The sequence below is a fragment of the Pantoea sp. 1B4 genome, assembly GCF_016925765.1.
Lineage (GTDB): Bacteria > Pseudomonadota > Gammaproteobacteria > Enterobacterales > Enterobacteriaceae > Pantoea > Pantoea agglomerans.
Genome location: NZ_JAEUWZ010000001.1, coordinates 298,981 through 325,854, shown reverse-complemented (window position 1 = coordinate 325,854; position 26,874 = coordinate 298,981). Strand labels below are relative to the sequence as shown.

At 58.0% G+C, this 26,874-nt stretch carries 21 protein-coding genes and 4 pseudogenes; 12 read left to right on the top strand and 13 right to left on the bottom strand.

Going from position 1 to position 26,874, the window contains the following annotated elements:
- Positions 1–125: 125 nt before the first annotated feature.
- Positions 126–1,559 carry a serine-type D-Ala-D-Ala carboxypeptidase gene (gene dacB, locus JNO11_RS01515; protein ID WP_010251813.1) on the top strand — a complete coding sequence of 478 codons (1,434 nt, stop codon included), beginning with the start codon at positions 126–128 and terminating at the stop codon, positions 1,557–1,559.
- Positions 1,560–1,622: 63 nt separating this feature from the next.
- On the opposite strand, the pseudogene JNO11_RS01510 reads toward dacB, so the two are convergent.
- A pseudogene (locus JNO11_RS01510) lies at positions 1,623–3,891 on the bottom strand (TonB-dependent siderophore receptor).
- 251 nt (positions 3,892–4,142) lie between these two features.
- On the opposite strand from JNO11_RS01510, the gene fes reads away from it, so the two are divergent.
- From fes to JNO11_RS01495, 3 genes are all read left to right on the top strand, one after another.
- Positions 4,143–5,348 (top strand): enterochelin esterase, encoded by a 1,206-nt coding sequence (gene fes, locus JNO11_RS01505; RefSeq protein WP_325176845.1) that lies wholly within the window; start codon positions 4,143–4,145, stop codon positions 5,346–5,348.
- A gap of 99 nt (positions 5,349–5,447) precedes the next feature.
- Entirely contained in the window at positions 5,448–5,666 is a 219-nt protein-coding gene (locus JNO11_RS01500; protein ID WP_029519500.1) for an MbtH family protein, read from the top strand.
- Complete coding sequence (locus JNO11_RS01495; protein ID WP_325176844.1) at positions 5,659–9,588, top strand: enterobactin synthase subunit F; 3,930 nt, start codon at positions 5,659–5,661, stop codon at positions 9,586–9,588. Before JNO11_RS01500 ends, JNO11_RS01495 begins: the two co-directional genes overlap by 8 nt.
- Before the next feature lie 43 nt (positions 9,589–9,631).
- Here JNO11_RS01495 and JNO11_RS01490 read toward each other — a convergent pair whose 3' ends face one another.
- The 3 genes and pseudogenes from JNO11_RS01490 to fepD all read right to left on the bottom strand — a co-directional run bounded on the left by JNO11_RS01490 (position 9,632) and on the right by fepD (position 12,387).
- Complete coding sequence (locus tag JNO11_RS01490; RefSeq protein ID WP_033759634.1) at positions 9,632–10,423, bottom strand: ATP-binding cassette domain-containing protein; 792 nt, start codon at positions 10,421–10,423, stop codon at positions 9,632–9,634.
- The gene (fepG, locus tag JNO11_RS01485) at positions 10,420–11,400 is read right to left on the bottom strand and encodes an iron-enterobactin ABC transporter permease (RefSeq protein ID WP_033770870.1); all 981 of its coding nucleotides are present in this window, start codon (positions 11,398–11,400) and stop codon (positions 10,420–10,422) included. The genes JNO11_RS01490 and fepG overlap by 4 nt, the downstream gene beginning before the upstream one ends.
- Positions 11,397–12,387 (bottom strand): annotated as a pseudogene (fepD, locus tag JNO11_RS01480) (Fe(3+)-siderophore ABC transporter permease). Before fepD ends, fepG begins: the two are co-directional and overlap by 4 nt.
- Positions 12,388–12,533: 146 nt before the next feature.
- Between fepD and entS the strand changes: the two are divergent.
- Positions 12,534–13,779 (top strand): annotated as a pseudogene (entS, locus tag JNO11_RS01475) (enterobactin transporter EntS).
- Here entS and fepB read toward each other — a convergent pair.
- Entirely contained in the window at positions 13,774–14,742 is a 969-nt protein-coding gene (gene fepB / locus JNO11_RS01470) for a Fe2+-enterobactin ABC transporter substrate-binding protein (protein ID WP_325176843.1), read from the bottom strand. The pseudogene entS and the gene fepB overlap by 6 nt on opposite strands.
- Before the next feature lie 177 nt (positions 14,743–14,919).
- On the opposite strand from fepB, the gene JNO11_RS01465 reads away from it, so the two are divergent.
- The 5 genes from JNO11_RS01465 to JNO11_RS01445 are packed head-to-tail and all read left to right on the top strand — an operon-like array spanning position 14,920 to position 19,775.
- Positions 14,920–16,098: an isochorismate synthase gene (locus JNO11_RS01465; RefSeq protein ID WP_325177634.1), complete on the top strand. Its 1,179-nt coding sequence runs from the start codon at positions 14,920–14,922 to the stop codon at positions 16,096–16,098.
- 10 nt (positions 16,099–16,108) lie between these two features.
- Entirely contained in the window at positions 16,109–17,725 is a 1,617-nt protein-coding gene (locus tag JNO11_RS01460) for a (2,3-dihydroxybenzoyl)adenylate synthase (protein WP_325176842.1), read from the top strand.
- Between the two features lie 18 nt (positions 17,726–17,743).
- Positions 17,744–18,598 (top strand): isochorismatase family protein, encoded by an 855-nt coding sequence (locus JNO11_RS01455; RefSeq protein ID WP_325176841.1) that lies wholly within the window; start codon positions 17,744–17,746, stop codon positions 18,596–18,598.
- Positions 18,595–19,353, top strand: a complete 759-nt coding sequence (gene dhbA / locus JNO11_RS01450; protein ID WP_325176840.1) for a 2,3-dihydro-2,3-dihydroxybenzoate dehydrogenase — start codon at positions 18,595–18,597, stop codon at positions 19,351–19,353. Before JNO11_RS01455 ends, dhbA begins: the two co-directional genes overlap by 4 nt.
- Before the next feature lie 2 nt (positions 19,354–19,355).
- Positions 19,356–19,775: a hotdog fold thioesterase gene (locus tag JNO11_RS01445; RefSeq protein ID WP_029519501.1), complete on the top strand. Its 420-nt coding sequence runs from the start codon at positions 19,356–19,358 to the stop codon at positions 19,773–19,775.
- Between the two features lie 72 nt (positions 19,776–19,847).
- Here JNO11_RS01445 and cgtA read toward each other — a convergent pair whose 3' ends face one another.
- The 3 genes from cgtA to rplU form a co-directional block, all read right to left on the bottom strand.
- Positions 19,848–21,020, bottom strand: a complete 1,173-nt coding sequence (cgtA, locus tag JNO11_RS01440) for an Obg family GTPase CgtA (RefSeq protein ID WP_003851092.1) — start codon at positions 21,018–21,020, stop codon at positions 19,848–19,850.
- A 243-nt stretch (positions 21,021–21,263) separates the two neighbouring features.
- Entirely contained in the window at positions 21,264–21,521 is a 258-nt protein-coding gene (rpmA, locus tag JNO11_RS01435; RefSeq protein ID WP_003851093.1) for a 50S ribosomal protein L27, read from the bottom strand.
- A gap of 15 nt (positions 21,522–21,536) precedes the next feature.
- The gene (gene rplU / locus JNO11_RS01430) at positions 21,537–21,848 is read right to left on the bottom strand and encodes a 50S ribosomal protein L21 (RefSeq protein ID WP_008925416.1); all 312 of its coding nucleotides are present in this window, start codon (positions 21,846–21,848) and stop codon (positions 21,537–21,539) included.
- Between the two features lie 257 nt (positions 21,849–22,105).
- Between rplU and ispB the strand changes: the two genes are divergently transcribed.
- Positions 22,106–23,077 (top strand): octaprenyl diphosphate synthase, encoded by a 972-nt coding sequence (gene ispB, locus JNO11_RS01425; RefSeq protein WP_008925415.1) that lies wholly within the window; start codon positions 22,106–22,108, stop codon positions 23,075–23,077.
- A 239-nt stretch (positions 23,078–23,316) separates the two neighbouring features.
- Positions 23,317–23,601 (top strand): helix-turn-helix transcriptional regulator, encoded by a 285-nt coding sequence (locus JNO11_RS01420; protein WP_022625265.1) that lies wholly within the window; start codon positions 23,317–23,319, stop codon positions 23,599–23,601.
- A 73-nt stretch (positions 23,602–23,674) separates the two neighbouring features.
- Here the strand turns inward: JNO11_RS01420 and murA are convergent.
- From murA to mlaD, 5 genes and pseudogenes are all read right to left on the bottom strand, one after another.
- Positions 23,675–24,935: pseudogene (gene murA, locus JNO11_RS01415) on the bottom strand (UDP-N-acetylglucosamine 1-carboxyvinyltransferase).
- 66 nt (positions 24,936–25,001) lie between these two features.
- Positions 25,002–25,259: a BolA family iron metabolism protein IbaG gene (gene ibaG / locus JNO11_RS01410; protein ID WP_010251880.1), complete on the bottom strand. Its 258-nt coding sequence runs from the start codon at positions 25,257–25,259 to the stop codon at positions 25,002–25,004.
- Positions 25,260–25,372: 113 nt separating this feature from the next.
- Complete coding sequence (gene mlaB / locus JNO11_RS01405) at positions 25,373–25,678, bottom strand: lipid asymmetry maintenance protein MlaB (RefSeq protein ID WP_010251883.1); 306 nt, start codon at positions 25,676–25,678, stop codon at positions 25,373–25,375.
- Complete coding sequence (mlaC, locus tag JNO11_RS01400; RefSeq protein ID WP_010251887.1) at positions 25,678–26,313, bottom strand: phospholipid-binding protein MlaC; 636 nt, start codon at positions 26,311–26,313, stop codon at positions 25,678–25,680. The genes mlaB and mlaC overlap by 1 nt, the downstream gene beginning before the upstream one ends.
- 15 nt (positions 26,314–26,328) lie before the next feature.
- On the bottom strand, positions 26,329–26,874 hold the full coding sequence (gene mlaD, locus JNO11_RS01395) for an outer membrane lipid asymmetry maintenance protein MlaD (protein ID WP_010251890.1): 546 nt from the start codon (positions 26,872–26,874) through the stop codon (positions 26,329–26,331).

Genomic DNA, 26,874 nt, shown 5'->3' with positions numbered 1-26,874 from the left:
AGGCCAGAAAAGAGTTTTGCAATTTGATACGTATTTTACCCCAGAGTTCCCTGCGGGTCATCGTTTACTTTGCACCGTCCAGCGACGTAGTATTGACGCCCTCACCTGCCAGTTACCGCGAGATTATGCGATTTTCACGACTTGTTACCGGATTAAGCTGCGCATTTATGCTGCAGGCACACGCAGCGCCAGTTGATGAATACATGCAGTACCTGCCAGACGGCGCCAATCTGGCGCTGATGGTACAAAAAGTAGGCGCATCAACACCGATTATTGATTATCACGGAAAACAGATGGCCCTGCCCGCCAGTACCATGAAAGTGGTGACGGCGCTGGCAGCATTGCTGGAGCTGGGTGGCGACTTCCGTTTTCAGACCACTTTTGAGACTCGCGGCGCCATTATCGATGGCACCCTGAACGGCGATTTAGTTGCACGTTTCGGCGGTGATCCCACCTTAAGCCGTCAGGATCTGCGCAACATGGTGGCGGCGATAAAGAAGCAGGGCATTAACCATATCAAAGGCAATCTGGTTATCGACACCTCCGTTTTTGCCAGTCACGATATGGCGCCGGGCTGGCCGTGGAACGATATGACCCAGTGCTTCAGTGCTCCGCCGGGTGCGGCAATCGTTGATAAAAACTGCTTCTCGGTGTCGCTCTACAGTGCTAATACGCCGGGTGAGAATGCCTTTGTACGTATCGCCTCCTATTATCCGGCGCATATGTACAGCCAGGTGCGCACCATTGGCCGCAACAGCGGCGAAGGGCAATATTGCGAGCTGGATGTGGTGCCGGGCGAGCTGAACCGCTACACCCTCACGGGCTGTATGCGCCAGCGCGCGGAACCGCTGCCGCTGGCATTTGCGGTGCAGGATGGCGCGGCCTGGGCTGGCGAAATCCTCAAGGCGGAACTGCGGTCGTCTGAGATTGATTACAGCGGGCATCTGGTGCGACAGACGCAGGTCACCGAACCGGGTACCGTGCTGGCATCGACCCAGTCCGCGCCGCTGCATACGCTGCTGCACACCATGCTGAAGAAGTCAGACAACATGATTGCCGACACGGTGTTTCGCACCATTGGTCATCACTACTTCAATGTGCCCGGCACGTTCCGCGCCGGACAGGATGCCGTTCGCCGCATCCTGAAAGCCAAAGCCAATGTCGACATGGGTAATAGCATTCAGGTGGATGGTTCAGGTCTCTCCCGCCATGACCTGATTTCGCCGCAAACCATGATGCAGGTATTGCAGTTCATTGCGAAGAATGACAACACGCTGGATTATATTTCGATGCTGCCGCTGGCAGGTTACGACGGCACGCTGCAGTATCGCGGCGGGCTGCATGAGGCGGGGCTGGATGGCAAAGTCTCGGCGAAAACCGGCTCACTGCAGGGCGTCTATAACCTGGCGGGCTTTATCACCACCTCCAGTGGTGCGCGGGTGGCATTCGTTCAGTTCCTTTCCGGTTATGCGGTCCCGCCGGAAGATCAGCGTACCCGCCGTATTCCGCTGGTGCGATTTGAGAGCCGTCTCTACCGCGATATCAATCAGAACAACTGATTATTCAGTCATAAAAAAAGCGCAGCGGTCAGATCAACCGCTGCGCTTTTTATTGCCCGTCCATCAGAAGCGGGTATTCACGCTCATATACCAGGTGCGGCCCGACTCGTTAAAGGTATTGGCCCCTGCGCCATAGAGCCACGCTCCGGTGGTGGCATTGCCGGTGGTCTGCGCGTTGCCCTGACGGAAATGGCGCTTGTCGAACAGGTTGTCGATACCCACGGTGACGCTGGCATATTTATTAACGTCATAGGTGCCGCTCATGCCCACAACCGAATAGGGGCTCACCTGATCGGTGGCGCTACCGGTAACGGCGTTACCTTTATAGTCATATTTCTTCGGTACCTGTTTACCGTACCAGGTCAGGGTCGTTTGCAGGGAGAGGTCCTGCATCGCCTGCCAGCTCAGCGTCGAATTGAGCGTATATTCCGGAATAATCGACAGACGATCGCCGGTCTCTTTATTCTTACTCTGCAACATGTAAGTGAAGTTATTGTTCCACGTCACGCTGTCGGAGAATGGGACATTGACCGTGCCTTCCAGCCCCTCGACGACCGCTTTGGGCACATTTTCCCATTTGTAGATGTCGGTTTTGCCGTTAGATGCGGTGCCGGTTGGCGCCGTGCCAGCCTCGATCTTGTTACGGTAGTCGTTGCGGAACCAGGTCAGGCCCGCCTGGTAGCCGTCGCGCTTCCATTCGACCCCAATCTCTTTATTGATGCTGTTTTCCGCTTTCAGATCGTCATTACCCATCAGATAACAGGCACCGGCACTGGCGGCGCAGCCCTGACCATTGCTGTAGAGCAGATAGTTCGGGTTGGTCTGATAGAGGCTCGGGGCTTTATAGGCGCGCGCAATGCCCATTTTCAGTGTGAACTCATCGCCTAATCCCTGTGACAGGTTGAGCGACGGGCTCCAGTTATCGCCGACAATCGAATGGTGATCGAAGCGCAGGCCCGGCGTCAGCATGGTGCTATCGGTCAGCTCAATATTGTCTTCGGCAAACAGCGAGAAGATTTCCGCCTGTGAATAGGGTGTGCGGCCGGTCGTAGCGATACCGGGAATCGACCCGTAGCTGGCGGCCTGAGTCGTCGATGAAGGATCCTTCATCCGCTGCTGATTCCATTCCGTCCCGAAAGTCGCGGTCTGGTTCACCAGCCATTCAAACGGCACACTGATCTCACTGTGCAACAACACATCATCCAGCTGGATGGTATTGAAGTTGCTGTTGGCGAAGATGCCTTCGGTGCCGCCCGCCAGCCCCTCATTCAGACGCGCGTTGCGGGTATTCTCATATTGCGCGTAGGTATTGGTGCTGATGCCATTATCCCAGGCACCGGTCCACTTAACAGAAAAGTTCTGCCGATAGAGCCGGTTGGTCTCTTCACCATATTTGCTTTTCACCAGGGCATTGGTATTGGTGTTCTGCGTGTCCCCGGCATAGAGGTTGCCCTGACGACTGTAACCGGCCCCCACTTCCAGCGTCTGCATCGGCGCAAATGCCCAGCGCAGCAGGCCATGAATATCTTTGTTGATCGAGCCTTCCCGGCCCGCCGGGTACGATCCGGCGTAACTGCCGGTGCGGTCTGCGGCGTGCCCTTCATTAATGTCGTAAGCATCAGCCTGCGTTTTTGCCAGTCCGCCATAGAGCCGGAAACTGACATCATCGCCCAGTGGCCCTTCAAGGCTGAAGTTGGTGCGACGGGTCGCGCCCTCCTCCTTGTGTTCCGGCACGTTGTAATAGGCGCTCCATGAGCCGTGCCACTGATTATCCATCTCTTTTTTTGGTGATGATGTTCACCACGCCGCCCGCTGCGCCGTTACCGTAACGGGCCGCTGCCGGACCGCGGATCACCTCAATGCGCTCAATGATCTCTGGCGGCACCCAGTTAGTGTCGCCGCGCGTATCACGCTCGCCACGCCAGCCAAGCCGAACCGCGTTGCGGCTGGTCACCGGCAATCCATCGATCAGAATCAGGGTATTTTCCGGCCCCATGCCGCGGATATCGATCTGGCGATTGTTTCCGCGCTGGCCGCTGGTGGAGTTACCGGTCAGATTGACGCCAGGCATGGTGCGAATAATTTCGGCGACATCGCGTGCGGGTGGATGTTTTTTAATTTCGTCGGCGGTGATGGTCGACACGCCAGGTGCCTGCAACGTCTGCTCGGCGGCGGTCACCATCATGGTGTCGTCGTGGAGGGTATCGGAGGTGCTGCTGTCGATAGCCGGTTCGCGGGTGGCTTCAGCAGCCACGGCACCGGCAGAAATGAGAGAGGCGGTGAAACCCAGTTCAATCATAATGGCTAACGAAAGCCGGGATAACTTTTTCATTTTTCTGTTCCTGGAGTGCCGGCGAGGATGCCACTGCCGGCGTGCCGGTAAAAAAAGTAATAACCTTGCCTGCAACGTTTTCCCCTTGTCGCCGGGCCAGCGTCAGAACTGCTTTGCATCAGTCTGAAAGCCGGTGCGGCAGAGAGGATGCGCGCGCTCCCTGTCGGGCGGAAACACCCTATTGCAAATGCAAATAATTATCAATACTATTATTCATAACATGTATGACCCTAATCAAGGGTGATCGAAAGATGGCGCGTATGACGTGGTTAAGTGAAGAAACCGGCAGTGAACGCTGGTGGCAACAGCAGCAGCAACGGGGCATTCCTCTGGTTGAAGCTGGCGAAAAGGGAACCTGTCAGGTCACCTTTTTCTGGCGCGATCCCCAGGGTGACACGCAGCACTCCGATACCCGGCGCGTCTGGATCAATATTACCGGCGTAACCGATCATCATCATTCAGCGGTCCCCTCCTCATTAACGCCTGTTCCCGATACCGATGTCTGGTGGTGGCAAACCGCCCTGCCCGCTGACTGGCGCGGCAGCTACTGCCTGATTCCTGATAGTCAGGAAGAGACTTTTACCGGGCAGGCCGATATGCAGGCAGTGCGCCAGTGGTGGAGTCAGAAATTCCCGCAGGCGCAAAGCGACCCGCTGAATCCTTTGCGAAGCTGGGCGGGTGGACGCGGAATGAGGGTCTCGCCACTGCACCTGCCACACGCGCCGGATCAGCTGGTGTGGCGTGCGGTTGATGAGGGCCGTGCCGCCGATATTCCGCTGCAACACTATTTGTGGCGCAGCGAACGGCTGGGGAACCAGCGTCAGATCTGGATCTCTGTTACCGGAGACGCCAGTGCAGGCGATCGTCCGCTGGTACTGCTGCTGGATGGTCAGTTCTGGGCACAGACCATGCCGGTTGCCGGCCCGCTTCAGCAACTGACAGAGGCGGGCGAACTGCCCCCTGCGGTCTATGTCATGATCGACATCATCGACCGCGAACACCGCACGCGTGAGCTGACCTGTAACCCTGACTTCTGGCTGGCGATTCAGCACGAGCTGTTGCCGCAGGTTCAGCGCTGGGCGCCGTTTCGTGCCGACAGCACGCTGGTAGCGGGACAGAGTTTTGGCGGCCTTTCTGCCGCTTACGCCACCCTGACCTGGCCGGAAACCTTTGCTGGGGCGATCAGCCTCTCCGGGTCGTTCTGGTGGCCCGCGCGCGGCGACCCCAATGGCTGGCTGCCACAGCAGTTACAACAGGGTTTGCTGCAGGCACCCCCTCGCCGCTTCTACCTGGAAGCGGGACGACGCGAACGGCTGATTCTGGCAGCAAACCAGCAGTTTCAGCACGATCTGAACGCTGCCGGACATCAGGTCAGCTATCACCCGGTCGAAGGCGGTCACGATGCGCTGTGCTGGCGCGGTGGACTGCTGGCAGGCCTTAAAGCCATGTGGCAATAGCCCTAACCCGCTTATATTCCGCCTTCTGCGCGCCACTGAAAGATATCTATGCAGGACAGCGGCGTTAGCGCGCCCGGTGACTGCGGACAGGAGACCGACATGCAACAACTTAACCCTTTCGACGATCCGCAACAGGATTGTCAGGTGCTGAAGAACGATCAGCAGCAGTACAGCTTATGGCCCGCCTTTTGTGCGGTTCCGGCAGGATGGCAGCCGGTGTTTGGCCCCGGGCCACAGGCTGACTGTCTGAGCTGGCTGAATGAAAACTGGCACGATATCCGTCCGGTTATGACGCAGGACAGAGGCGAAAATGTCTGAGATCACCCTCAACCCGCAGACAGAACAAAAAACGCTGCCACTGGTGGCCGCTCAGCCCGGAATCTGGATCGCTGACCAGCTATCGCCCTATTCCAATGCTTACGCCGTGGCGCATTTTGTCGAACTGCGCGGTGCGCTGAACAGCGCGCTGCTGTCACGGGCCATAATTGCTGGCATGCAGGAAGCGGACACACTGAATATGGCCTTTGGCGAGCAGGAGGGTGAACCGCTACAGTGGCCTGAACCCCAGGCTTTCCGCGAGCCTGAGGTGATCGATCTGCGCGACGCCGCCGATCCGGAGGCCGAAGCACGTGCGCTGATGCAGCAGGATATGACCGGCGATCTGCGGGTGCTGAGCGGCGCGCCGCTCTACCATCACAGCCTGCTTCGGCTGGATGAGGATCATTGGTACTGGTATCAGCGATACCATCATCTGGTGGTCGATGGTTTTAGTTTCACCGCCCTGACCCGCCGTATCGCCAATCTTTACAGCGCCTGGCAGCGCGGCGACACGCCGGAGCCAAGCCCGTTCGTGCCGTTCAGCGACGTCGTTGATGAATATCAGCGCTATCAGCAATCTTCGGGCTGGCAGCGCGATCGCCAGTTCTGGCTGGAGAAAGGGGCGCAGCTACCTGCGCCCGCCTCGTTGTCCGCTCTGCCGCTGGCCGGTCAGAGCGCCAGTACCGACCTGCTGCGCCATACGTTTGCCGTGGATCGCGACACGTTTCAGGCTTTGCTGACGCACACCGGGCAGCACAACCTCAGCGCCGCAGATACCGCCTTTGCGCTGGTGGCGTTATGGCTGGCGCGCCTCACCGGCCAGCATGCGTTCGCCGCCGGTTTCATCTTTATGCGCCGCATCGGCTCGGCCGCGCTCTGCGCCACCGGTCCGGTGATTAACGTGCTGCCATTGGCGGTGCATTACGATCCGGCACAGCCGCTGACGGCACTGGCCGGGCGTCTGGCGGGCGAAGTCAAAAAAATGCGTCGCCATCAGCGTTACGACGCTGAACAGGTGCAGCGCGATCTGGGTCGCTCCGGCGACAGCGATCCGCTCTATGGGCCGGTAATCAATCTGAAGATGTTTGATTACCAGCTCGATTTCGCTGGCATCAAAGGCGTAACCCATCAGCTGGCGTCAGGACCGGTACGCGATCTGGAAATTGCTATCTACCTCAGCGAACAGGGCGACCTGACGCTGGAGCTACTGGCTAATGCACAGCGCTACAGCGACACAACGCTGAAACAACACGCCAGCCGCTTTGGCCTGCTGCTTCAGCAGCTTGCCGTCCGGCCAGCCAGTGCCTGTGGCGAGCTGGATATGCTGATGCCGGAAGAGCATCAGCAGCTCGCGGCGATCAACCAGACTGCCGTAATGCTGCCCGCAGAAACCCTGAGCAGCCTGCTGCTCCGTCAGGCACAGCGTTCGCCGCGCGCTCCGGCACTGGCAGATGAGGGGCATCAGCTTGACTATCAACAGATGCAGCAGCAGGTCGCCGCGCTGGGGCAACAGTTGATTGCGCAGGGAGTGACGCCGGGTGATATCGTCGCCGTAGCGCTGCCGCGTTCGGTCTTTTTATCGCTGGCGCTGCAGGCGATCGTCAGCGTGGGGGCAACCTGGCTGCCGCTTGATACCGGCTACCCGGACGATCGGTTACAGATGATGCTGGAAGATGCCGCGCCGAAAACGCTGATCACCTGTCGTGAACTGGCCGAGCGGCTGGCGGCACTCTCACCCGTCGCGCCGCTGTTTTACGACGCGCTGTTAACACCCGTTGATAGCGTGCTGATGCAGGTCCCGCGTCCACAGGATGGCGCATACATCATCTATACCTCCGGCTCGACCGGTCGGCCAAAAGGGGTGCTGGTCAGTCATGAGGCGATCGTCAACCGTCTGTTATGGATGCAGGATCGCTATCCGCTCGGCAGCGATGATGTGGTGTTGCAGAAAACCCCGAGCAGCTTTGATGTTTCGGTATGGGAGTTCTTCTGGCCGCTCATCGTCGGCGCACAGCTGGTGATGGCTCCGCCCGATGCTCATCGCGACCCGGACGCGCTGCAGCAACTGTTTGCCCGCTACCGCGTGACCACCACCCATTTTGTTCCGTCGATGCTGGCTGCTTTTATTGCCTCGCTGCAGGAAGGTGACGCGATAGCGCGCTGCGCCACCCTGCGCCGGGTTTTCTGTAGCGGCGAAGCGCTGCCCGCAGAGTTATCGCGCCAGTGGCAGGCGCTGACCCGGGTGCCCTTGCATAATCTTTATGGCCCGACCGAAGCGGCGGTTGATGTCAGCTACTATCCGGCCTTTGGCCCGGAGCTGGCGGCCGTCGAAGGGGCCAGCGTGCCGATTGGCTTCCCGGTCTGGAACACCGGCTTACGGATTCTGGATGCACGTCTGCAGCCGGTACCACCGGGCGTGGCTGGCGATCTCTATCTGACCGGCGTGCAGCTGGCGCATGGCTATCTTGATCGTCCCGACCTTACTGCCAGCCGGTTTGTCGCCGATCCGTGGGGTCACGGCTCCCGGATGTACCGCACCGGTGATGTGGCGCGCTGGCTGCCGGATGGTGCGGTGGAGTATCTGGGCCGCAGCGACGATCAGCTTAAAATTCGCGGACAGCGTATCGAGCTGAACGAGATCGACCACGCCATGGCTGCGCTACCTGGCATTGAGCAGGCCGTCACACATGCGGTGGTGCTGGGGAGCAGCAGCGATCAGCAGGGCGATGCCCGCCAGCTGGTCGGCTATGTGGTGGCTGATGGCCCGATCGATACCGACGCAATGCGTCAGACTCTGGCCACACAGTTACCGGCGCATATGGTGCCGGTGGCGATTGTTCAGCTGGCGGCGTTACCGCTCAGCAGCAACGGTAAACTGGATCGCAAAGCGCTGCCGCTGCCGCAAACGCAGGCAGCGCTGGCTGGTCGCGCGCCGCATCCCGGACTCGAAACGACACTGGCACAGGCGTTTGCCAGGCTGCTGGAGTGCGAACCGGTGAGCGCCCAGGATGATTTCTTCTCGCTGGGCGGCCACTCGCTGCTGGCGATGCGGCTGGCAGCACAGCTGCGCCGGACGCTGAATCAGCCGGTGTCAGTGGGCCAGATCATGGTGGCATCCACGGTAGAAAAGCTGGCGACACTGCTCAGCAGCGAGCCAGCGGATGTGGCTCGTGCCGGATTTGAAGCGGTATTACCCTTGCGGCGCGGCACTGGCCCGACGCTGTTCTGCTTCCATCCCGCCTCCGGTTTTGCCTGGCAGTTCAGCGTGTTGCAGCGCTATCTGGATGCACGCTGGTCGCTACTCGGCATTCAGTCACCCGACATCACCAGCCCGCTGAACCAGGCGCAGCACCTTGACGCGGTGTGTGAGGCGCATCTGGCGACGGTGCGTCAGCAGCAGCCACAGGGGCCTTACTATTTCCTGGGCTACTCGCTGGGCGGCACGCTGGCGCAGGGTATCGCCGCGCGGCTGGAGGCCGAAGGTGAAACCGTTGCCTTCCTCGGACTGCTGGATACCTGGCCGCCGGAGACGCAGAACTGGGATGAACGGCGCGGTGAAAACGTGCTGGATCCGGCGGTGCTGGAAGAAGTTAATCGTGAGCGCGAGCAGTTTATCGCTGCGCAACGGCAGCAGGCCGGTGAAGGAATGGCGGCACTGTTTACCACCATTGAAGCCAACTACGCCAGTTCAGTGCGCCTGCTGGCAACAGCGCGCAGTGCCCGCTTCACCGGACACGCAACCCTGTTCCTGGCGGAACAGACGCAGCAGCCCGGTCAGGATGCGCGCCGCGCCTGGGCGCCCTATGTCGGCGAGCTGACTATCTGGCCGCTGGACTGTGCGCACGTCGAGATCATCTCACCGCGCATGTTCGAACAGATTGGGCCACGACTGCAGCAGTGCCTGGCGTCGCTGAATCCCTGAGTCGTTCTGACTTTGCGCTTTCTCCACCTGAAGAAAGCGCAGGTCAGCCTCTTCCCAGCGGCACAATCATCGGCGTACCGGCCACCGGATCGTTAATGATGATGCAGCGCAGGCCGTAGATCGCTTCTATCAGTTCCGGCGTGACGATCTCCGCCGGTTTCCCTTCGGCAATGATTTTCCCGTCTCGCATCGCAATCAGGTGGCTGGCATAGCGGCACGCCTGATTGAGATCGTGCAGCACCACCACCAGCGTACGGCCATGCTGCTGATTGAGATCCTGCATTAATTCCAGCAACTCAATCTGATGGGCGATGTCGAGCCAGGTGGTCGGTTCATCCAGCAGCAACAGTGGCGTCTGCTGAGCCAGCACCATCGCAATCCACACCCGCTGCCGCTGGCCGCCAGAGAGCGTATCAACCTGCTGCTGCGCTAAGTCTGCCACGCCGGTAGCCTGCATTGCCTGCTGAACAGCCGTCTCATCTTCCTGTCGCCAGCGACCAAACAACGACTGGTGCGGATAACGCCCGCGCGCGACCAGTTCGCTGACGCTGATGCCCGCTGGTGCATTCGAGCTTTGCGGTAGCAGACCCAGCCGACGCGCCACCTCTTTGGTAGCGTAGTGAGCAATCGCATTGCCATCCAGCAGCACCTGGCCTTTCAGGGGCGAGACCAGGCGGCATAAGGTACGCAGCAGCGTCGACTTTCCACAGGCATTTGGGCCAATAATAACGGTCAGTTCACCGTCGGGGATCGCGACGGTGAGATTCTCCGCCACGATTTTTTTGTCATACCCCAGCGTCAGCGCGTCGCCCTGCAAACGTGTTTTCACTGTCATTGGCGTCGCGCCTCCCGTACCAGTAAAGCAATCAGATAGAGTCCGCCCAGGCTAACCGTGATGACGCCAACCGGCAGCTGATAAGGCAGGAAAAAGTGCTGCGCGGCGTAATCCGCGGCGGTTAACAGCAGCGCGCCGCACAAGGCAGCCAGCGGCAGCGCGCCTTTGATACCGCCACATAGCCGACGAGCAATCTGCGGTGCCAGCAGCGCAATAAAGGAGATAGGACCGACCAGCGCGGTAGAGGCGGCGGTGAGGATCACGCCCGTCAGCATCAGCAAAACGCGGCTGCGTTCAACCGGTACGCCCAGCGCGCAGGCAGTGTCGTCACCCATCTCCAGCAGACGCATGCGCCGGGCCAGCATGCTTGTCGCCAGCAGCGCCAGCAGAAGCACGGTAATCACCGGCGTCGTTTTCGCCCAGGTAATGCCGTTGAGTGAACCGGCGCTCCAGAGCCCGGCGCTCAGTGCCGCCTCCAGTGAGGCGCTGATAATCAGCCAGCTGTTCAGCGCCATCAGCAGCGCCCGCACGCTGATGCCCACAATGATCAGACGAAAGGTCTCCACGCCGTTGCGCCAGCTGAACAGCCAGACCACGCCCGCCGTGAGCAGTCCGCCAAGCAGTGCCGCCAGCGTCATGCCCTCCATGTTTTGCTGGAACAGCACCAGTGCCACCAGGACGCCGCTGTAAGCGCCGGTATTGAAACCCAGAATATCGGGGCTGCCCAGCGGGTTGCGCAGCAGCGACTGAAAAATTGCCCCGCTGACGCCCAGTGCCGCACCAATCAGCAGCGCCATCATGACGCGCGGCAGTCGCCACTCCAGTACAATCAACTGTATGTTACGCGCCGCCTCGCCGTTGATAAGGGCCCACAACTGGCTGGCGGAGATCGGTAAGGTGCCGCGCGTAATGCTCAGAAAGGCCAGCACCCCGCAGGCCACCAGCAGCATCAGCGCATTAACCATCACCCGTTTCATATCTGCCCTCTTCCCGACTTGCGGCGCACCAGCACAATCAGCATCGGCGCGCCCAGTATGGCCGTGACAATCGACACGCGCAGTTCGCCCGGTACCAGCAGCCGTCCCAGAATATCGGCGGCCAGCAGCAAACAGGGGGTGATAAGAAGGGTTCCGGGCAGCATCCAGCGATGATCGTTACCCAGCAGCCAGCGGGCCAGATGTGGCGTCATTAAGCCGACAAAAGCGATGGGACCGACAGAGGCTGTCGCCGCCCCACTCAGCAGAGCAATAGCCAGTAATCCCACCAGCTGGGTACGCATCACCCGGGTACCCAGCGCGGTCGCCATATCACCGCCCATACTCAGGCTGTTGAGCGAACGCGCCAGCAGCAGCGCCAGCAGGCTACCGGCGACTACCGCCGGAAAGGTGGTGCGCAGAATGGCAAAATTGCGGATATCCAGCGAGCCACTGTGCCAGAAACGCAGATGATCGTAGATGTCAGGATTGAGCAGCGATAAACCAGAGGTTAACCCCTCCAGCACCGCGCCCAGCGCCACGCCTGCCAGCGTCAGACGCACCGGATTAACGCGGCCACCGCCCAGCGCACCGGTCAGCGCCACCAGCAGGGAGGCCAGCAGTGCGCCCGTAAAGGCAAAGCCAAGCCAGTCCGCGGGGGGAGTCAGCGCCAGACAGGGCGATGCCCAGCACCACCGCAAAGCCCGCACCGGCGTTGATACCGAGAATGCCGGGATCGGCCAGCGGATTGCGCGTCAGGCTCTGCATCAGCGCGCCCGCCAGACCTAAACTGATCCCGGCCAGCAGACCCGCCAGGGTGCGCGGCAGTCGGGCATCGCGCACGATGACACAATCGACGCGGTTACAGTCGCTGAATAAGGCCTGCGTGACATCATGAAAGGGGATAGATTTGGCACCCAGCATCAGGCTGAGCGCGAGAAGCAACAACAGCAGCATCCCTGAACCTGCTATTGCACGAAGTTGACGCATAACGTTTAAACCTTCACCGATTCATTGAGATCGCAGCACGAGTCATTATGATAATGATACTTGTTATCGTTATTAGTGATTTTTTGTATGTTACCATGACTCCCGGACTCAATGATGAGGAAAATGGGTGCAAAAAAAGCGACGTTATGAACAAACCCTCCCACTTTATCGATCTCAGCCTGCTGAGAACCCACCCCGCCTTTCGCGCCATTTTTATCGCCCGCTTTATCTCCATCGTCGCCCTCGGCATGCTGGCGGTGGCGGTACCGGTTCAGATTCAGCAGCTAACGCAGTCGCCGCTGCTGGTGGGGCTGGCGGTGACGCTGGCCGGTGCCGGCATGTTTATCGGCCTGCTGACCGGCGGTGTGCTGGCGGATCGCTATGAGCGCCGACGTCTGATCCTGTTTGCCCGATCCACCTGTGGCCTGGGCTTTGTCGCCTTATGCATCAATGCCCTGCTCCCTTCGCCGTCGGTGATCGCCGTCTTTGTGCTGGGACTGTGGGATGGTTTTTTCGGCGCGATAGGCGTCACCGCGCTGCTGGCGGCGACTCCGGCGCTGGTCGGGCGTGAAAACCTGATGAAAGCAGGTGCGATTACCATGCTGACGGTGCGCTTTGGCGCGATTCTCTCCCCCCGCCATTGCCGGACTGGTCATCGCGCAGGGCGGTGTGGCGTGGAACTACGGACTGGCGGCGTTCGGCACGTTGCTGACGGTGCTAACCCTGCTGCGGTTGCCGCGGCTTCCGCCACCGCCGCAGCCGCGTGAACATCCGCTGAAAGCACTGGCCAGCGGCGTGCAATTCCTGTTTGCCAGCCCGATCGTTGGCATGGCGGCGCTGGTCGGCGCGCTGGTGACGTTAGCCAGCGCGGTGCGCGTGCTCTATCCGGCGCTGGCGCCACACTGGCAGGTCGGTGTGACGGAGTTAGGGCTGATGTATGCCGCCGTTCCGCTGGGTGCTGCCACAGGTGCGCTCACCAGCGGACGGCTGGCACAGTCACCGCAGCCGGGCCGCCTGATTCTGGCGAGTGCTATTGCTGCTTTCGTCGCGCTGGCTCTGTTCAGCCTCATGCCGTGGTTCAGCGCGAGTCTGGTCTGCCTCGCGGCCTTTGGCTATTTCAGTGCCATCAACAGCCTGGTGCAGTACGCGCTGATCCAGACGCTGACGCCTGATGCGCTGCTCGGCAGGATCAACAGCCTCTGGACAGCGCAGAATGTCACCGGCGATGCGATAGGTGCAGCGATGATTGGCGCGATGGGTTCACTGCTGTTGCCGCAGCAGGCGGCCAGCCTGGCTGGTCTGGCAGCCACCGTGCTGGGCATCATCATGTGGCTGCTGATGGCGCGTCTGCGTCGCTATCAACCGCCTGCACCGGCGGAAACGGGATCATGATTTAACGAACAGCGTCTCCAGCCGCGTCAGCAAATTGCTGGCGCTGTAGTAGTCGAGCCGGAAGCTATCCAGCCCCAGCGCATAGACCGCTTTTGCGCGCACCGCTGGGGTCTGCGCCAGGAAAGGGTTGCTCATCACCTGTGCGGCGGTGGGCTCTTCGGCGGCAAACAGCAGATATGATTGACCATTAAGGCCTGCCGCCAGATTTTCTCCTGACAGTTGCAGGATATCTTTACGCTGTCCCATGCTGTGACCAGCCTGAAGAGTGGCCGGCGGCGTCGCCAGGGTGAAGCCCAGTTGCTGCAGTAATTTCCCCTGCGCCGACGCATCCGTCCACAGATTGACTGCCCGGCCATCCCCGTTCCACACCATCGCTGAAACCGGCTGCGGCGGCAGGGTCAGCTTCGCTTTCAGAGCCTTTTCTCGCGCATCAAAATCAGCTTTCCGGGCGGCAGCTTCCGCTTCATGCCCGGTCGCCTCACCCAGCAACGTCACCAGTTGCTGCCAGCTTTTATCGTCGTAATTCACCACCAGCACCGGCGCAATCGCCGCAAGCTGATCGACCAGTTTGATCGCCGAATCATTCCCGGTGGCGCTGACCACAATCAGGTCTGGCGCTTCAGCAGCAATCGCTTCTGCACTGGGCTCACCAATGTAGAGACGTTTTACGCCGCGCTGTTTGGCCACTTCGCCCCACTGACGGAAGAATCCCTGCTTATCAGCCAGCCGACTGCCGGGTGCGGTTGCGCCACTGGCGACGACCGGCGCATCAATCGCCAGCAGCGAGCCGGTCAGGGTAACGCTGGTCGAGACAATGCGCATCGGTGCCTGGGTCAGCGTGATATTGCCTGTTGCCCCGGCGACAGTTCGCGGCCAGCCGGTCTGGGCAGCAGCGGTAACACTGAACAGGCTGATGCTCAGGAAAAACAGCGCTATCGCCGATGTGACACCATGTTTACTCATAGATTTTCGTCCACTTTTACCCGGAAAAAGAGAGAGACCATTTGTGCTGATTTAACCGGCCATACCAGCTGAATCGCCGCGTAATTATTGACACTTTCGGCTAATCAACGTAGGTTACTGGCCCACAATACAAATGATAATCATTATTAGTTATCTTATCATTTATAGGTGGAAATTATTGTGGAATCGCTGGCGTTTGAACATCCCTTGTTGCAGGATTTCCCGGCACTCTGCCGTGGCTTTCTGTTTACCTCTCCCTGGCAAAGCCTGACCACACAGGGCTGTTTTACTACCCTTACCTCGCCGGTAAGGCAGGGTGAGCAGCTGACAGGGGAGTTTCAGCAGCAACTACAGCACCATTTTGCTTCAGCCAGAAAACAGGGCATTGCCCATCCCATTCTGGTGGGTGCAATCCCCTTCGACGTGGATCAGCCCGCTGCGCTGTTTATCCCTGAGTCGTATCAGACCTTTAACCGTGACGATCTCAACGCCAGTGCCTCTCACGCTGAGGCTGAACTGCCGCAGGTACGTCGCCGCACGGCGGTGCCGGACCATGACATTTTCATCGACATGGTTGCGCAGGCAGTGGCGGCTACGCAGCGCGGCGATCTGGATAAAGTGGTGTTGTCGCGGCTGATGGATATCGTGGCGGAACAGCCGGTTGATACGGCCGCCCTGATGCAGCGCATCGTGGCGCAGAACCCTAACAGCTATCACTTTCATCTGCCGCTGCCCGATGGTGGCGCGCTGGTTGGCGCCAGCCCGGAACTGATGATTCGTAAGCAGGGCCGCCAGTTCAGCTCCTGTCCGCTGGCCGGTTCAGCGCCGCGTCATCGCGATCCGCAGCGTGACCAGGCCTCTGGCGACAGCCTGATGCACTCAGCAAAAGATCGTCATGAGCATAAGCTGGTCACGGATGCGATGCGCGCGACACTGCAGCCGCGCAGCCGCCTGCTGTCGGTCCCCGAGACACCTTCACTGCTGACCACCGCAACATTGTGGCATCTCGCTACGCAGATTCAGGGTGACGTGCTGGACGATCGCGAAAATGCGCTGTCACTGGCCTGTCTGCTGCATCCGACACCGGCCCTCAGCGGCTTCCCGCATCAGCGTGCTCAGACGCTGATTCAGCGACTGGAGCCATTTGAACGTCAGCTGTTTGGCGGCATCGTCGGCTGGTGTGACGATCAGGGCAATGGCGAATGGGTCGTCACCATTCGTTGCGGTACGGTGAATGGCCCACGGGTGCGGCTGTTTGCGGGCGCAGGCATCGTAGCGGACTCACAACCTGAATCAGAATGGCGTGAAACCGGCGTCAAACTCGACACCATGCTTCGCGCTTTTGGACTGCAATAAAGGAACCTGTATGACGATTTCCTACAGCCGCTGGCCGGACGATCTGGCCGCACGTTACCGTGAAAAAGGCTACTGGCTCGATCTGCCGATGACCGATATCCTGGAACTTCATCGCGACAGCGAGAGCGTGGCGGTGATTGATGGTGAACGGCAATTTACTTATCGCCAGCTGGCGGCGCTGAGTGACAACCTGGCCGCGGCATTGCAGCGTCGCGGCCTGAAGTCAGGCGATACGGCGCTGGTGCAACTTGGCAACGTGGCGGAATTTTACCTGACGCTGTTTGCCCTGTTCAAAACCGGCGTTGCCCCGGTTAACGCCCTGTTCAGCCATCAGCGCACCGAACTGGCCGCCTATGCCAGTCAGATTTCGCCGAGCCTGTTAATTGCCGATCGCAGCCACGCACTGTTCGCCGATGATGCGTTTATTACGCAACTTCGCCGCGATCAGCCTTCACTCCAACAGGTGATCCTGCGTAATGACGCTCAGACGGAAAACAGCCTCGATGCCCTGCTGGCTGAACCCGCGGGCAACTTCATCGCAACCCCGACCGCAGGCGATGAAGTCGCCTTTTTCCAGCTGTCGGGTGGCAGTACCGGTACACCGAAACTGATCCCACGTACCCATAATGATTACTACTACAGCATCCGTGAGAGTGACGTTATCTGCGATGTTACCGCCGACACCCGCTACCTGATCGCCCTGCCCGCCGCGCATAACTTCCCGATGAGTTCGCCGGGCGCGCTGGGCGTTTTTTACGCGGGCGGACAGGTGATCTTAGCCGCCGATCCCAGCGCAACGCTCTGCTTCCCGCTGATTGAAAAGCATCAGGTCACCGATACCGGCCTGGTTCCGCCCGCCGCCAGTCTCTGGCTGCAGGCGATTCAGGAATGGGGCAGCAATGCTGCGCTGGCCTCGCTGCAACGCATTCAGGTCGGTGGCGCAAAGCTGGGTGAAACGCTGGCCGCGCGCATCCAGAACGAGATCGGCTGCACCCTGCAGCAAGTATTTGGTATGGCGGAAGGTCTGGTGAACTACACCCGACTGGATGACGATGAGCAGACCATTCTCACCACGCAGGGACGCCCGATCTCCCCGGATGACGAGGTATGGGTCGCCGACGATCAGGGTAACCCATTGCCAGCAGGCTCCATCGGTCGCCTGATGACGCGTGGTCCTTATACCTTCCGCGGCTACTACAACAGCCCGGAACATAACGCCGCCAGCTTCGATGACCAGGGCTTTTACTGCTCTGGCGATCTGATTGAGATCACGCCCTCTGGCAACATCATCGTGCAGGGCCGGGAGAAAGATCAGATCAACCGGGGCGGCGAAAAGATCGCAGCCGAAGAGATCGAAAACCTGCTGCAGCGCCATGCGGATGTGATCCACGCTGCACTGGTCTCCATGAGCGACGAGCTGATGGGTGAAAAGAGTTGTGCCTTTATCGTCACCCGTCAGCCGGTTAAACCGGTGGCGCTGCGTCGTCACCTGCGTGAACTTGGCGTGGCAGAATTTAAGCTGCCCGACCGTATTACCTGCGTAGATGCCCTGCCGCTGACCGCGGTCGGAAAGGTGGACAAAAAACGTCTGCGCCAACAACTTGCCGATCAACAAGCGCAAGCCTGATCTGTCCGGAGATTTTCAATGGCTATTCCACAACTGACCTCTTATCCGCTGCCAGCCGCCACCGAGTTGCCCAACAACAAAGTGAAATGGATGCTGGAGCCGGACCGTGCCGCCCTGCTGATCCACGATATGCAGCGCTATTTTCTCAACTTCTGGGGCGAAAATAGCCCGCTGGTTGAGCAGGTAGTCGACAATATTGCCCGCCTGCGTCGCTACTGCAAAGCGCAGGGTATTCCGGTGTTTTACACCGCTCAGCCAAACGCGCAGAGCGATGAAGATCGTGCGCTGCTCAACGACATGTGGGGACCGGGCCTGAATAAACATCCCGATCAGCAGAAGATCGTGGATGCGCTGGCACCGGATGAGGACGATCAGGTCCTGACCAAATGGCGCTACAGTGCATTTCACCGCTCGCCGCTGGAGTCGATCCTGCAGGAGATGGGTCGCGATCAGCTGATTATCACCGGCGTCTATGCCCATATTGGCTGCCTGACCACCGCCACCGATGCGTTTATGCGCAATATTCAGCCGTTCATGGTGGCCGATGCGCTGGCTGACTTCAGCCGTGAGGAACATATGATGGCGCTGACCTACACCGCGGGCCGTAGCGGAAAAGTGGTGATGACCGCCGATCTGATGCCTGTGCCACTCAGCAAAGATGATTTGCGCGCGTTGATCCTGCCGCTGCTGGAAGATGATGAGGTGCCGGAAGATGATGAAAACCTGATTGATTACGGTCTGGACTCAGTACGCGTGATGGCGCTGGCGGCACGCTGGCGTCAGGTACATCGTGATATCGATTTCGTCAGCCTGGCGAAAAATCCGAGCATTGATGGCTGGTGGGCGCTACTGGCGCGGAAGCCGGCGAAATGAGCCACACATTCGACTTCAGCGGTAAAATTGTCTGGGTAACCGGTGCCGGCCAGGGCATCGGCTATCATACTGCGTTAGCCTTTCATCAGGCTGGCGCACAGGTTGAGGCCTTTGATCAACGTTTTAAGGGCCATGATTATCCGTTTCCCTGCCACACGATAGATGTAGCCGATCCGGCGCAGGTCAAAACGATCTGCCAGCGCGTATTGGCCGTGCAACCGCGCATTGATGTGCTGGTCAACGCAGCCGGTATTTTACGGATTGGGGCCACCGATGAGCTGTCGTTTGCCGACTGGCAGGCGTGTCTTAACGTCAATGCGGGCGGCGCGTTTAATCTGTTCCAGCAGACATTGCCACGCTTTCGCGAACAGCGCGCCGGTGCCATCGTCACCGTCGCGTCTAATTCGGCTCACGCCCCGCGTATCGGCATGTCCGCTTATGGTGCTTCAAAAGCGGCGCTGCGCAGTCTCTGTCAGACCGTGGGTCTGGAGATGGCGCCCTATGGCGTCCGTTGCAACATCGTTTCACCGGGTTCCACCGACACCGATATGCAACGCAGCCTGTGGCACACACCGACGGGTGAGCAGGAGATGATTGCCGGCTTCCCGGATCAGTTCAAGCTGGGTATCCCGCTGGGTAAGATCGCGCAGCCGCAGGAAATTGCAGCCACCGTACTGTTTCTCGCGTCGGATCTTGCCAGCCATGTGACGCTGCAGGATATTGTGGTTGATGGTGGCGCAACCCTGGGAGCCTGATAATGACAGCGATCTGGAAGCGATCCATTGATCTTCCCGCCCTGAATGCGCTGGGTGAGAACTCTCTGGTGGCCCATCTGGGTATCGTTTTTACCCTGATAGGTGATGATTATCTGGAAGCGACGATGCCGGTCGATGCCCGTACGCAACAGCCGTTCGGGCTGCTGCATGGCGGTGCGTCCGTGGTGCTGGCGGAGTCGATGGGCTCAATTGCCGGATATCTGGCGGTTGAGGAAGGCAGCAGCGTGGTTGGCGTAGAAGTGAATGCCAGCCATCATCGTGCGGTTTCTGCCGGTCTGGTGCGGGGAATTTGCCGTCCACTGCATCTGGGTAAACGCAGTCAGAGCTGGCAGATTGAGATTCGGAACGGTCGGGATCAGCTGTGCTGCAGTGCGCGACTGAGTGTGGCGGTGATGAGCTAGCTGCAGAAAGAACAATGCCCCCTTTCAGGCCTGAAAGGGGGCATTGCATATCACGCTGTAGCAGGCGATCGGTTAACGCTGATAGATAATTTCAACGCCTTCGTCGTCTTCATCATCCCAGTCGTCATCCCACTCTTCATCTTCCACTTCAACCGTGTTTTCAATGGTTTCTTTGTGGTAATCGTCCCACATGAACTCCACTTTCTCCGGCTGCTTCTCTTCAAGCTCCGCTTCTTTCGGATTAGCGTTGATGAAGCTCATCACGTCCCAGCAGAGTTCGTTGACACCGGTACGGCTTGCGGCAGAAATCAGGTAATACTTATCTTCCCAGCCCAGTGCTTCAGCCACCGCTTTAGCCCGTGACTGCGCTTCTTCTTCACTGATCAGATCAATTTTGTTGAAGACCAGCCAGCGTGGCTTGTTGAACAGCTTCTCGCTGTACTTTTCCAGCTCGCCGAGAATGATGCGGGCATTTTCAACCGGATCGCTTTCATCGATGGGGTCGATGTCGATCAGGTGCAGCAACACGCGGCAGCGCTCAAGGTGCTTCAGGAAGCGAATGCCGAGGCCTGCGCCATCGGCTGCGCCTTCAATCAGGCCAGGGATATCGGCCACGACGAAGCTCTGCTCGCTGTCCATACGAACCACGCCCAGACTCGGCACCAGCGTGGTAAACGGATAGTCCGCCACTTTTGGCTTCGCTGCCGATACGGCACGGATAAAGGTCGATTTACCGGCATTCGGTAAGCCCAGCATCCCGACATCTGCCAGCAGCATCAGCTCCAGCTGCAGATCGCGCTTTTCACCTGGGGTACCCATGGTTTTCTGGCGCGGACTGCGGTTTACAGATGATTTAAAGCGGGTGTTACCCAGGCCATGCCAGCCGCCTTTGCCGACCATCAGTTTCTGGCCGTGACGCGTCATGTCGCCCAGTGTCTCGCCGGTACCCTGATCGATAACCCGGGTGCCGACCGGCACTTTAACTTCGATATCTTTACCGCGTTTGCCAGTACAGTCGCGGCTCTGGCCGTTCTGCCCACGCTCGGCGCGGAAAGATTTTTCGAAACGATAATCGATAAGGGTGTTGAGGTTTTCATCAGCGATCAGATAAACGTCACCGCCGTCACCGCCATCACCCCCATCAGGGCCGCCTCTCGGGATATATTTTTCGCGGCGGAAGCTTACGCAACCATTACCGCCATCACCGGCGACGACCAAAATTGTCGCTTCATCTACAAACTTCATTTTCTATCTCCGTCACACAATCGCCTGCAGCACTCTGCAGACGGGTCCGCCAGGGTCTTCTGCGCTGACCAGCGGCGGATAAGTCAGGATTGGCTTTCGCCAGTGCGTACATAAAGTGTACAGCAAACTTTTGTGATGCGTCGCTTTTACCGCAACAGACCGCAGAATGTAAAAAAGCCCCGCAGGAGCTGCGGGGCCTTCAATTCGTGCGTTCAGACGTTAAACGTCTGCGTCACGACAACCTTACTCAGCAACGATGCTGATGTATTTACGGTTGTTCGGACCTTTAACTTCGAACTGTACTTTACCGTCTGCGGTAGCAAACAGGGTGTGGTCACGACCACAACCTACATTGGTACCGGCGTGGAATTTGGTGCCACGCTGACGAACGATGATGCTACCTGCCAGAACAGATTCGCCACCGAAACGTTTTACACCCAGACGTTTTGCATTGGAGTCACGACCATTTCGAGTCGAACCACCAGCCTTTTTATGTGCCATTTGTCAGATCTCCTCTTATGCCGTGATACCAGTGATTTTCACATCAGTGAACCACTGGCGATGGCCTGCTTGCTTACGGTAGTGCTTACGACGACGAAACTTAACGATCTTAATTTTCTCGCCACGACCGTGAGCAACAACTTCTGCCTTGATCATTCCGCCTGAAACCAGTGGCGCGCCGATTTTCACGTCTTCGCCATTAGCAATCATCAGAACCTGGTCAAACTCAATCGTTTCACCGGTTGCGATGTCCAGCTTTTCCAGGCGAACGGTCTGACCTTCGCTTACTCGGTGTTGTTTACCACCACTTTGGAAAACCGCGTACATATAAAACTCCGCTTCTGCGCTTGCCTTTTAGTTCATCAGGCGGCGCGCTAAATATTCACAATAGGGCGCGAATTCTACGCAAAACTCCAGAAGAAGACAAGAGCACTTTGCACACTCTTGCAGAAAAAAAACACAGGCTGAATGCAACCGTTTCTCAGGCAGAAAATTCAAGTACAATCAGTAACAGATTACCTGAACGCTGGCTGGGTAAAAGCACTTACCATGGCAGAGATAACGAGTCATAGCTGAAAAGACGAATGAACTTAGAACAGATTAATGAATTAACCGCACAGGATATGGCTGCCGTTAACCAGACCATCCTCGACCAGCTGAATTCAGATGTCTCGCTCATCAACCAGTTGGGCTACTACATCATCAGTGGTGGGGGCAAGCGTATCCGTCCCATGATTGCCGTGCTATCCGCACGTGCCATGGGCTACAAGGGCGATCTGCACGTGACCAATGCGGCGCTGATCGAATTTATCCACACCGCCACGCTGCTGCATGACGATGTCGTGGATGAATCCGATATGCGTCGTGGCAAAGCGACCGCGAACGCGGCGTTTGGCAATGCGGCAAGCGTGCTGGTCGGTGATTTTATTTACACCCGCGCCTTCCAGATGATGACCAGCATGGGTTCGCTGCGTATCCTGGCGCTGATGTCAGAAGCGGTAAACGTGATTGCTGAGGGCGAAGTCCTGCAGCTGATGAACGTCAACGATCCCGACATCACCGAAGAGAGTTACATGCGCGTGATTTACAGCAAGACCGCGCGTCTGTTTGAAGCGGCCTCGCAGGCCTCGGCGATACTGGCTGAAGCCACACCTGAAGAGGAAAAAGCGCTACAGGATTATGGGCGCTATCTGGGCACCGCTTTCCAGTTAATTGACGACTTACTGGATTACAGTGCTGACGGCGAGACGCTGGGCAAAAATACCGGCGACGATCTGAGTGAAGGCAAACCCACGCTGCCACTGCTGCATGCTATGCAGCACGGCTCACCTGAGCAGGCGAAGATGATCCGTGAAGCCATTGAGCAGGGAAATGGCCGCCATCTGCTGGAACCGGTACTGGAAGCGATGAATCAGTGTGGTTCACTCGAATGGACGCGCAGCCGCGCCGAACAGGAAGCGGATAAAGCCATTGAAGCCTTGCGTATTCTGCCCGAATCGCCGTGGCGCAGTGCGCTGGAGTCGCTGGCGCACATGTCAGTTCAGCGCGATTTCTGATCCCTCACGGAGCCTGACAGGCTCCGTTTTTACATCCCTGCTCTCACTTCTTTTTGTTACCTCTTAGCTGTTGCACTCCTTTTGCATGCCACCCCACAGATCAGATGCTGGATCCAAATATTACTGGAAACTAATGGGAACTATTTGCTATAAAAACCTCAATCTTTCCAGATAACGGTAAAAAAGGAAAGCTCACGTCCTGCGGGACGACGCAATGACAGGGAAAAGGAGAACAGGATATGCAAAAAAGGATGGAAGACTGGCACCCGGCTGACATTATCGCGGCGCTGCATAAGCGTGGAATGACACTCGCGGCGCTATCACGCGCAGCAGGTCTCAGTTCATCAACGCTGGCTAATGCGCTCACGCGTCCATGGCCCAAGGGCGAATGGTTGATCGCTGACGCGATCAAGGTTCATCCTTGTGAGATCTGGCCCAGCCGCTATTACGATCCCGAGACCCACTGCCTGCTGGATCGCAGAAAACGTATCCGGGCGCCTGTCGATCATTCCGATACCGCCTGAAAACTCAGGCGATCCTCAGGCGAAAAAAAACCAGCCCCCAAAGGGGGCTGGCTCTTTCAGAGCATCTGCGGGATTATTCTTCGCTGACGCGCTCGATGTTTGCGCCCATGGCTTTCAGCTTATCTTCGATGTGCTCATAGCCACGATCGATGTGATAAATGCGATCAACAAACGTCGTTCCTTCCGCAATACAACCGGCCAGAACCAGGCTGGCAGACGCACGCAAATCGGTCGCCATCACCTGCGCACCTGACAGGGTTTCAACCCCATGACAGATCGCCGTGTTGCTCTCAATCTCAGCATGTCCGCCCATACGAATCAGTTCCGGGATATGCATGAAACGGTTTTCGAAGATGGTTTCGGTAATTACGCCCGTGCCTTCCGCGACCATGTTTAACAGTGTGAACTGCGCCTGCATATCGGTCGGGAAACCTGGATGCGGTGCAGTGCGCACGTTGACCGCTTTTGGCCGCTTGCCGTGCATATCCAGACTGATCCAGTCTTCGCCGGTTTCGATATCGGCCCCCCGCATCACGCAGCTTGGCCAGCACAGCATCCAGCGTATCCGGCTGGGTTTTGTGACACATCACTTTGCCACCTGAAATGGCCGCAGCCACCAGGAAGGTACCGGTTTCGATACGATCCGGCAGGACACGATAAACACCGCCACCCAGACGCTCTACGCCTTCGATGGTGATTTTATCGCTGCCTGCACCACTGATTCTGGCGCCCAGGGTGTTAAGGAAGTTGGCGGTATCGACAATTTCCGGCTCACGCGCCGCATTCTCAATCACGGTGGTACCAGTCGCCAGCGTCGCAGCACTCATGATGGTCACGGTCGCGCCGACGCTGATTTTGTCCATGACAATCAGTGCGCCCTTCAGGCGGCCATTGACTGACGCTTTCACGTAGCCCTCTTCCAGCTTGATCTCGGCACCCAGCTGTTCAAGACCGGTAATGTGCAGATCAACCGGACGCGCGCCGATAGCGCAGCCACCCGGCAGGGAAACCTGACCCTGACCAAAACGCGCCACCAGCGGGCCCAGCGCCCAGATTGAGGCACGCATGGTTTTGACCAGATCGTAAGGCGCACAAAATACATCTACCGCGCTGGCATCGACATGCACAGAACCGTTGCGTTCCACCTTCGCACCCAGCTGGCTCAGCAGCTTCATTGTGGTATCAATGTCGCGCAGCTTTGGCACATTCTGGATCTCGACCGGCTCTTCAGCCAGCAGCGCAGCAAACAGAATAGGAAGCGCGGCGTTCTTTGCCCCGGAAATGGTTACTTCACCACTTAAGCGGGTGGGGCCTTGCACACGAAATTTGTCCATTAACACGGCTCTCAATTAACTAGCTAAAGATTGGACTCGCCAGCGACGAGTTCACCACGCTGGGGATCAGAAACCGTTGAGTTTACGGTCACGCGCCCATTCAGCGGGAGTATAGGTTTTGATAGAGACAGCATGAATGCGGTTATCCGCGATAAATTCCATCAGCGGCGCGTAGACAGCCTGCTGCTTTTTCACGCGGCTCAGTTCGCCAAACAGTTCGCCTACGGCGATCACCTGAAAATGGCTGCCATCATTGCTCATCACATGCACTTCATCTAAAGGCAATGCTGCCATCAGCACGGCCTGAATTTCACTGTTTTCCATTGGGCTTAACTTCACTTAATAATAATAAGGCTGACATAGTAGAGGAAAGCGGCTGACTCTTAAATACGCAAAAGCCCCTGTTGAAAACAGGGGCTTAGCATAACAACCGGATATCAGGCGCTTTTATCCGCAGAAACAATAATCTGTTGCAGATTGTAAAGCGTAATCAGCGAATGCAGTTTGTCGCTGATGCCCGTAAAGCGAGGGGTAATACCCTGTGCCCGCGCGATTTCCCGCAGATGCACCAGCAGGGCAAGCCCGGAAGAGTCCACACGCTCCAGCGCCGCGACGTCGATGGTATCGACATCTTTAATCAGTGTTTCACGTTGCTGCCACAGGCTCATCAGCGTGTCGCGATCCAGTTCGCCTTTCAGTAATAGCGTGCTGGCTTCCCGCTCCCAGCGTAACGATTCGTGCATTATTGTTGTTTATCCAGCGTGATTGGCTGTGCCGCAGAAGATTTCAGCTGCGCCGTCAGACCATCGATACCTTTGGTACGTAACAGATCGCTCCACTCATTTTGTTTGGTGGTGATCATGCTGACGCCTTCAGCGATCATGTCATACGCCTGCCAGTTACCGCTCTGGCTGTTTTTACGCCACTGGAAGTCGAGGCGAACCGGTGGACGGCCATTTGGATCGATAATGGAAACGCGAATAGCGACAATCTGGGCATCGCCTAACGGCTGCTCAGGCTGAATCTGGTAGCTCTGTCCGTTGTACAGTGCCAGTGCCTGACCATAAGCCTGCGCCAGATAGTCACCAAAGGCGCTGAAGTAGGCTTCACGCTGAGCGGGCGTCGAATCACGATAGTAGCGGCCCAGCACTAACGCGCCCGCATATTTGATCTGTACATAAGGCAGCAGCTCCTGACGCACAATCTGACGCAGGTAGTTAGGGTCCTGCTTGATTTTCGGCTGCTCGTTTTTCAGACGGGTGAACGTCTTTTGCGCCGCTTCATTCATCAGTTTGTAGGGGTTGCTCTGATCGGCTGCGGTTGCCGTCAGCGGTACCGCAACCACCAGCATGGCAATCATCAGTAAACGTTTAAACATGGTATACCCTCTTCTTTAAGGTTGAGCCGGTGCCGCAGGCGCAGCACTGTCGCCTTCCTGCGCATCCTTGTTTTCACTGTTTTGTTTATTATCGCCGCTCTTATAAAGGAACTGACCGATCAGGTCTTCGAGCACCATGGCGGATTTCGTATCGCGCAGCGTATCGCCATCTTTCAGCATCGCCGAACCCAGTTCAGGATCGTCAAATCCTAAATTGAGTGCCAGGAATTGCTCACCCAGTAGTCCCTGAGTGCGAACCGCCAGCGAGCTGGTGTCTGAAATTTTATTCGCATACTGATCGCTGATGTCCATGGTGACACGCGGCAGCAGCGTTTTCGGCTCTAACTCAATGTCGGTCACCCGGCCAATCACCACCCCACCAATCTTGACCGGCGAACTGGCTTTGAGACCACCAATATTGTCAAAGGTGGCGTAGAGCTTCCACGTCGGCTCGGTGCCCATTGACTTTAAATCGGCGACGCGCAGCGCGAGAAACAGCGCCGCCAGCAACGCCATAATCATAAATATGCCAACCCAGATTTCGCTTTTTTTGCTTTGCAT

Bases quoted from the DNA above. Each gene is read 5' to 3' on its own strand.
- dacB (WP_010251813.1), top strand. From the start codon at position 126: ATGCGATTTTCACGACTTGTTACCGGATTAAGCTGCGCATTTATGCTG.
- JNO11_RS01455 (WP_325176841.1), top strand. From the start codon at position 17,744: ATGGCTATTCCACAACTGACCTCTTATCCGCTGCCAGCCGCCACCGAG.
- JNO11_RS01445 (WP_029519501.1), top strand. From the start codon at position 19,356: ATGACAGCGATCTGGAAGCGATCCATTGATCTTCCCGCCCTGAATGCG.
- JNO11_RS01495 (WP_325176844.1), top strand. From the start codon at position 5,659: ATGTCTGAGATCACCCTCAACCCGCAGACAGAACAAAAAACGCTGCCA.
- JNO11_RS01500 (WP_029519500.1), top strand. From the start codon at position 5,448: ATGCAACAACTTAACCCTTTCGACGATCCGCAACAGGATTGTCAGGTG.
- JNO11_RS01460 (WP_325176842.1), top strand. From the start codon at position 16,109: ATGACGATTTCCTACAGCCGCTGGCCGGACGATCTGGCCGCACGTTAC.
- fepG (WP_033770870.1), bottom strand. From the start codon at position 11,400: ATGAAACGGGTGATGGTTAATGCGCTGATGCTGCTGGTGGCCTGCGGG.
- rpmA (WP_003851093.1), bottom strand. From the start codon at position 21,521: ATGGCACATAAAAAGGCTGGTGGTTCGACTCGAAATGGTCGTGACTCC.
- fepB (WP_325176843.1), bottom strand. From the start codon at position 14,742: ATGAGTAAACATGGTGTCACATCGGCGATAGCGCTGTTTTTCCTGAGC.
- JNO11_RS01420 (WP_022625265.1), top strand. From the start codon at position 23,317: ATGCAAAAAAGGATGGAAGACTGGCACCCGGCTGACATTATCGCGGCG.
- ibaG (WP_010251880.1), bottom strand. From the start codon at position 25,259: ATGGAAAACAGTGAAATTCAGGCCGTGCTGATGGCAGCATTGCCTTTA.
- dhbA (WP_325176840.1), top strand. From the start codon at position 18,595: ATGAGCCACACATTCGACTTCAGCGGTAAAATTGTCTGGGTAACCGGT.
- mlaD (WP_010251890.1), bottom strand. From the start codon at position 26,874: ATGCAAAGCAAAAAAAGCGAAATCTGGGTTGGCATATTTATGATTATG.
- mlaB (WP_010251883.1), bottom strand. From the start codon at position 25,678: ATGCACGAATCGTTACGCTGGGAGCGGGAAGCCAGCACGCTATTACTG.
- rplU (WP_008925416.1), bottom strand. From the start codon at position 21,848: ATGTACGCGGTTTTCCAAAGTGGTGGTAAACAACACCGAGTAAGCGAA.
- ispB (WP_008925415.1), top strand. From the start codon at position 22,106: ATGAACTTAGAACAGATTAATGAATTAACCGCACAGGATATGGCTGCC.
- cgtA (WP_003851092.1), bottom strand. From the start codon at position 21,020: ATGAAGTTTGTAGATGAAGCGACAATTTTGGTCGTCGCCGGTGATGGC.
- JNO11_RS01490 (WP_033759634.1), bottom strand. From the start codon at position 10,423: ATGACAGTGAAAACACGTTTGCAGGGCGACGCGCTGACGCTGGGGTAT.
- fes (WP_325176845.1), top strand. From the start codon at position 4,143: ATGGCGCGTATGACGTGGTTAAGTGAAGAAACCGGCAGTGAACGCTGG.
- mlaC (WP_010251887.1), bottom strand. From the start codon at position 26,313: ATGTTTAAACGTTTACTGATGATTGCCATGCTGGTGGTTGCGGTACCG.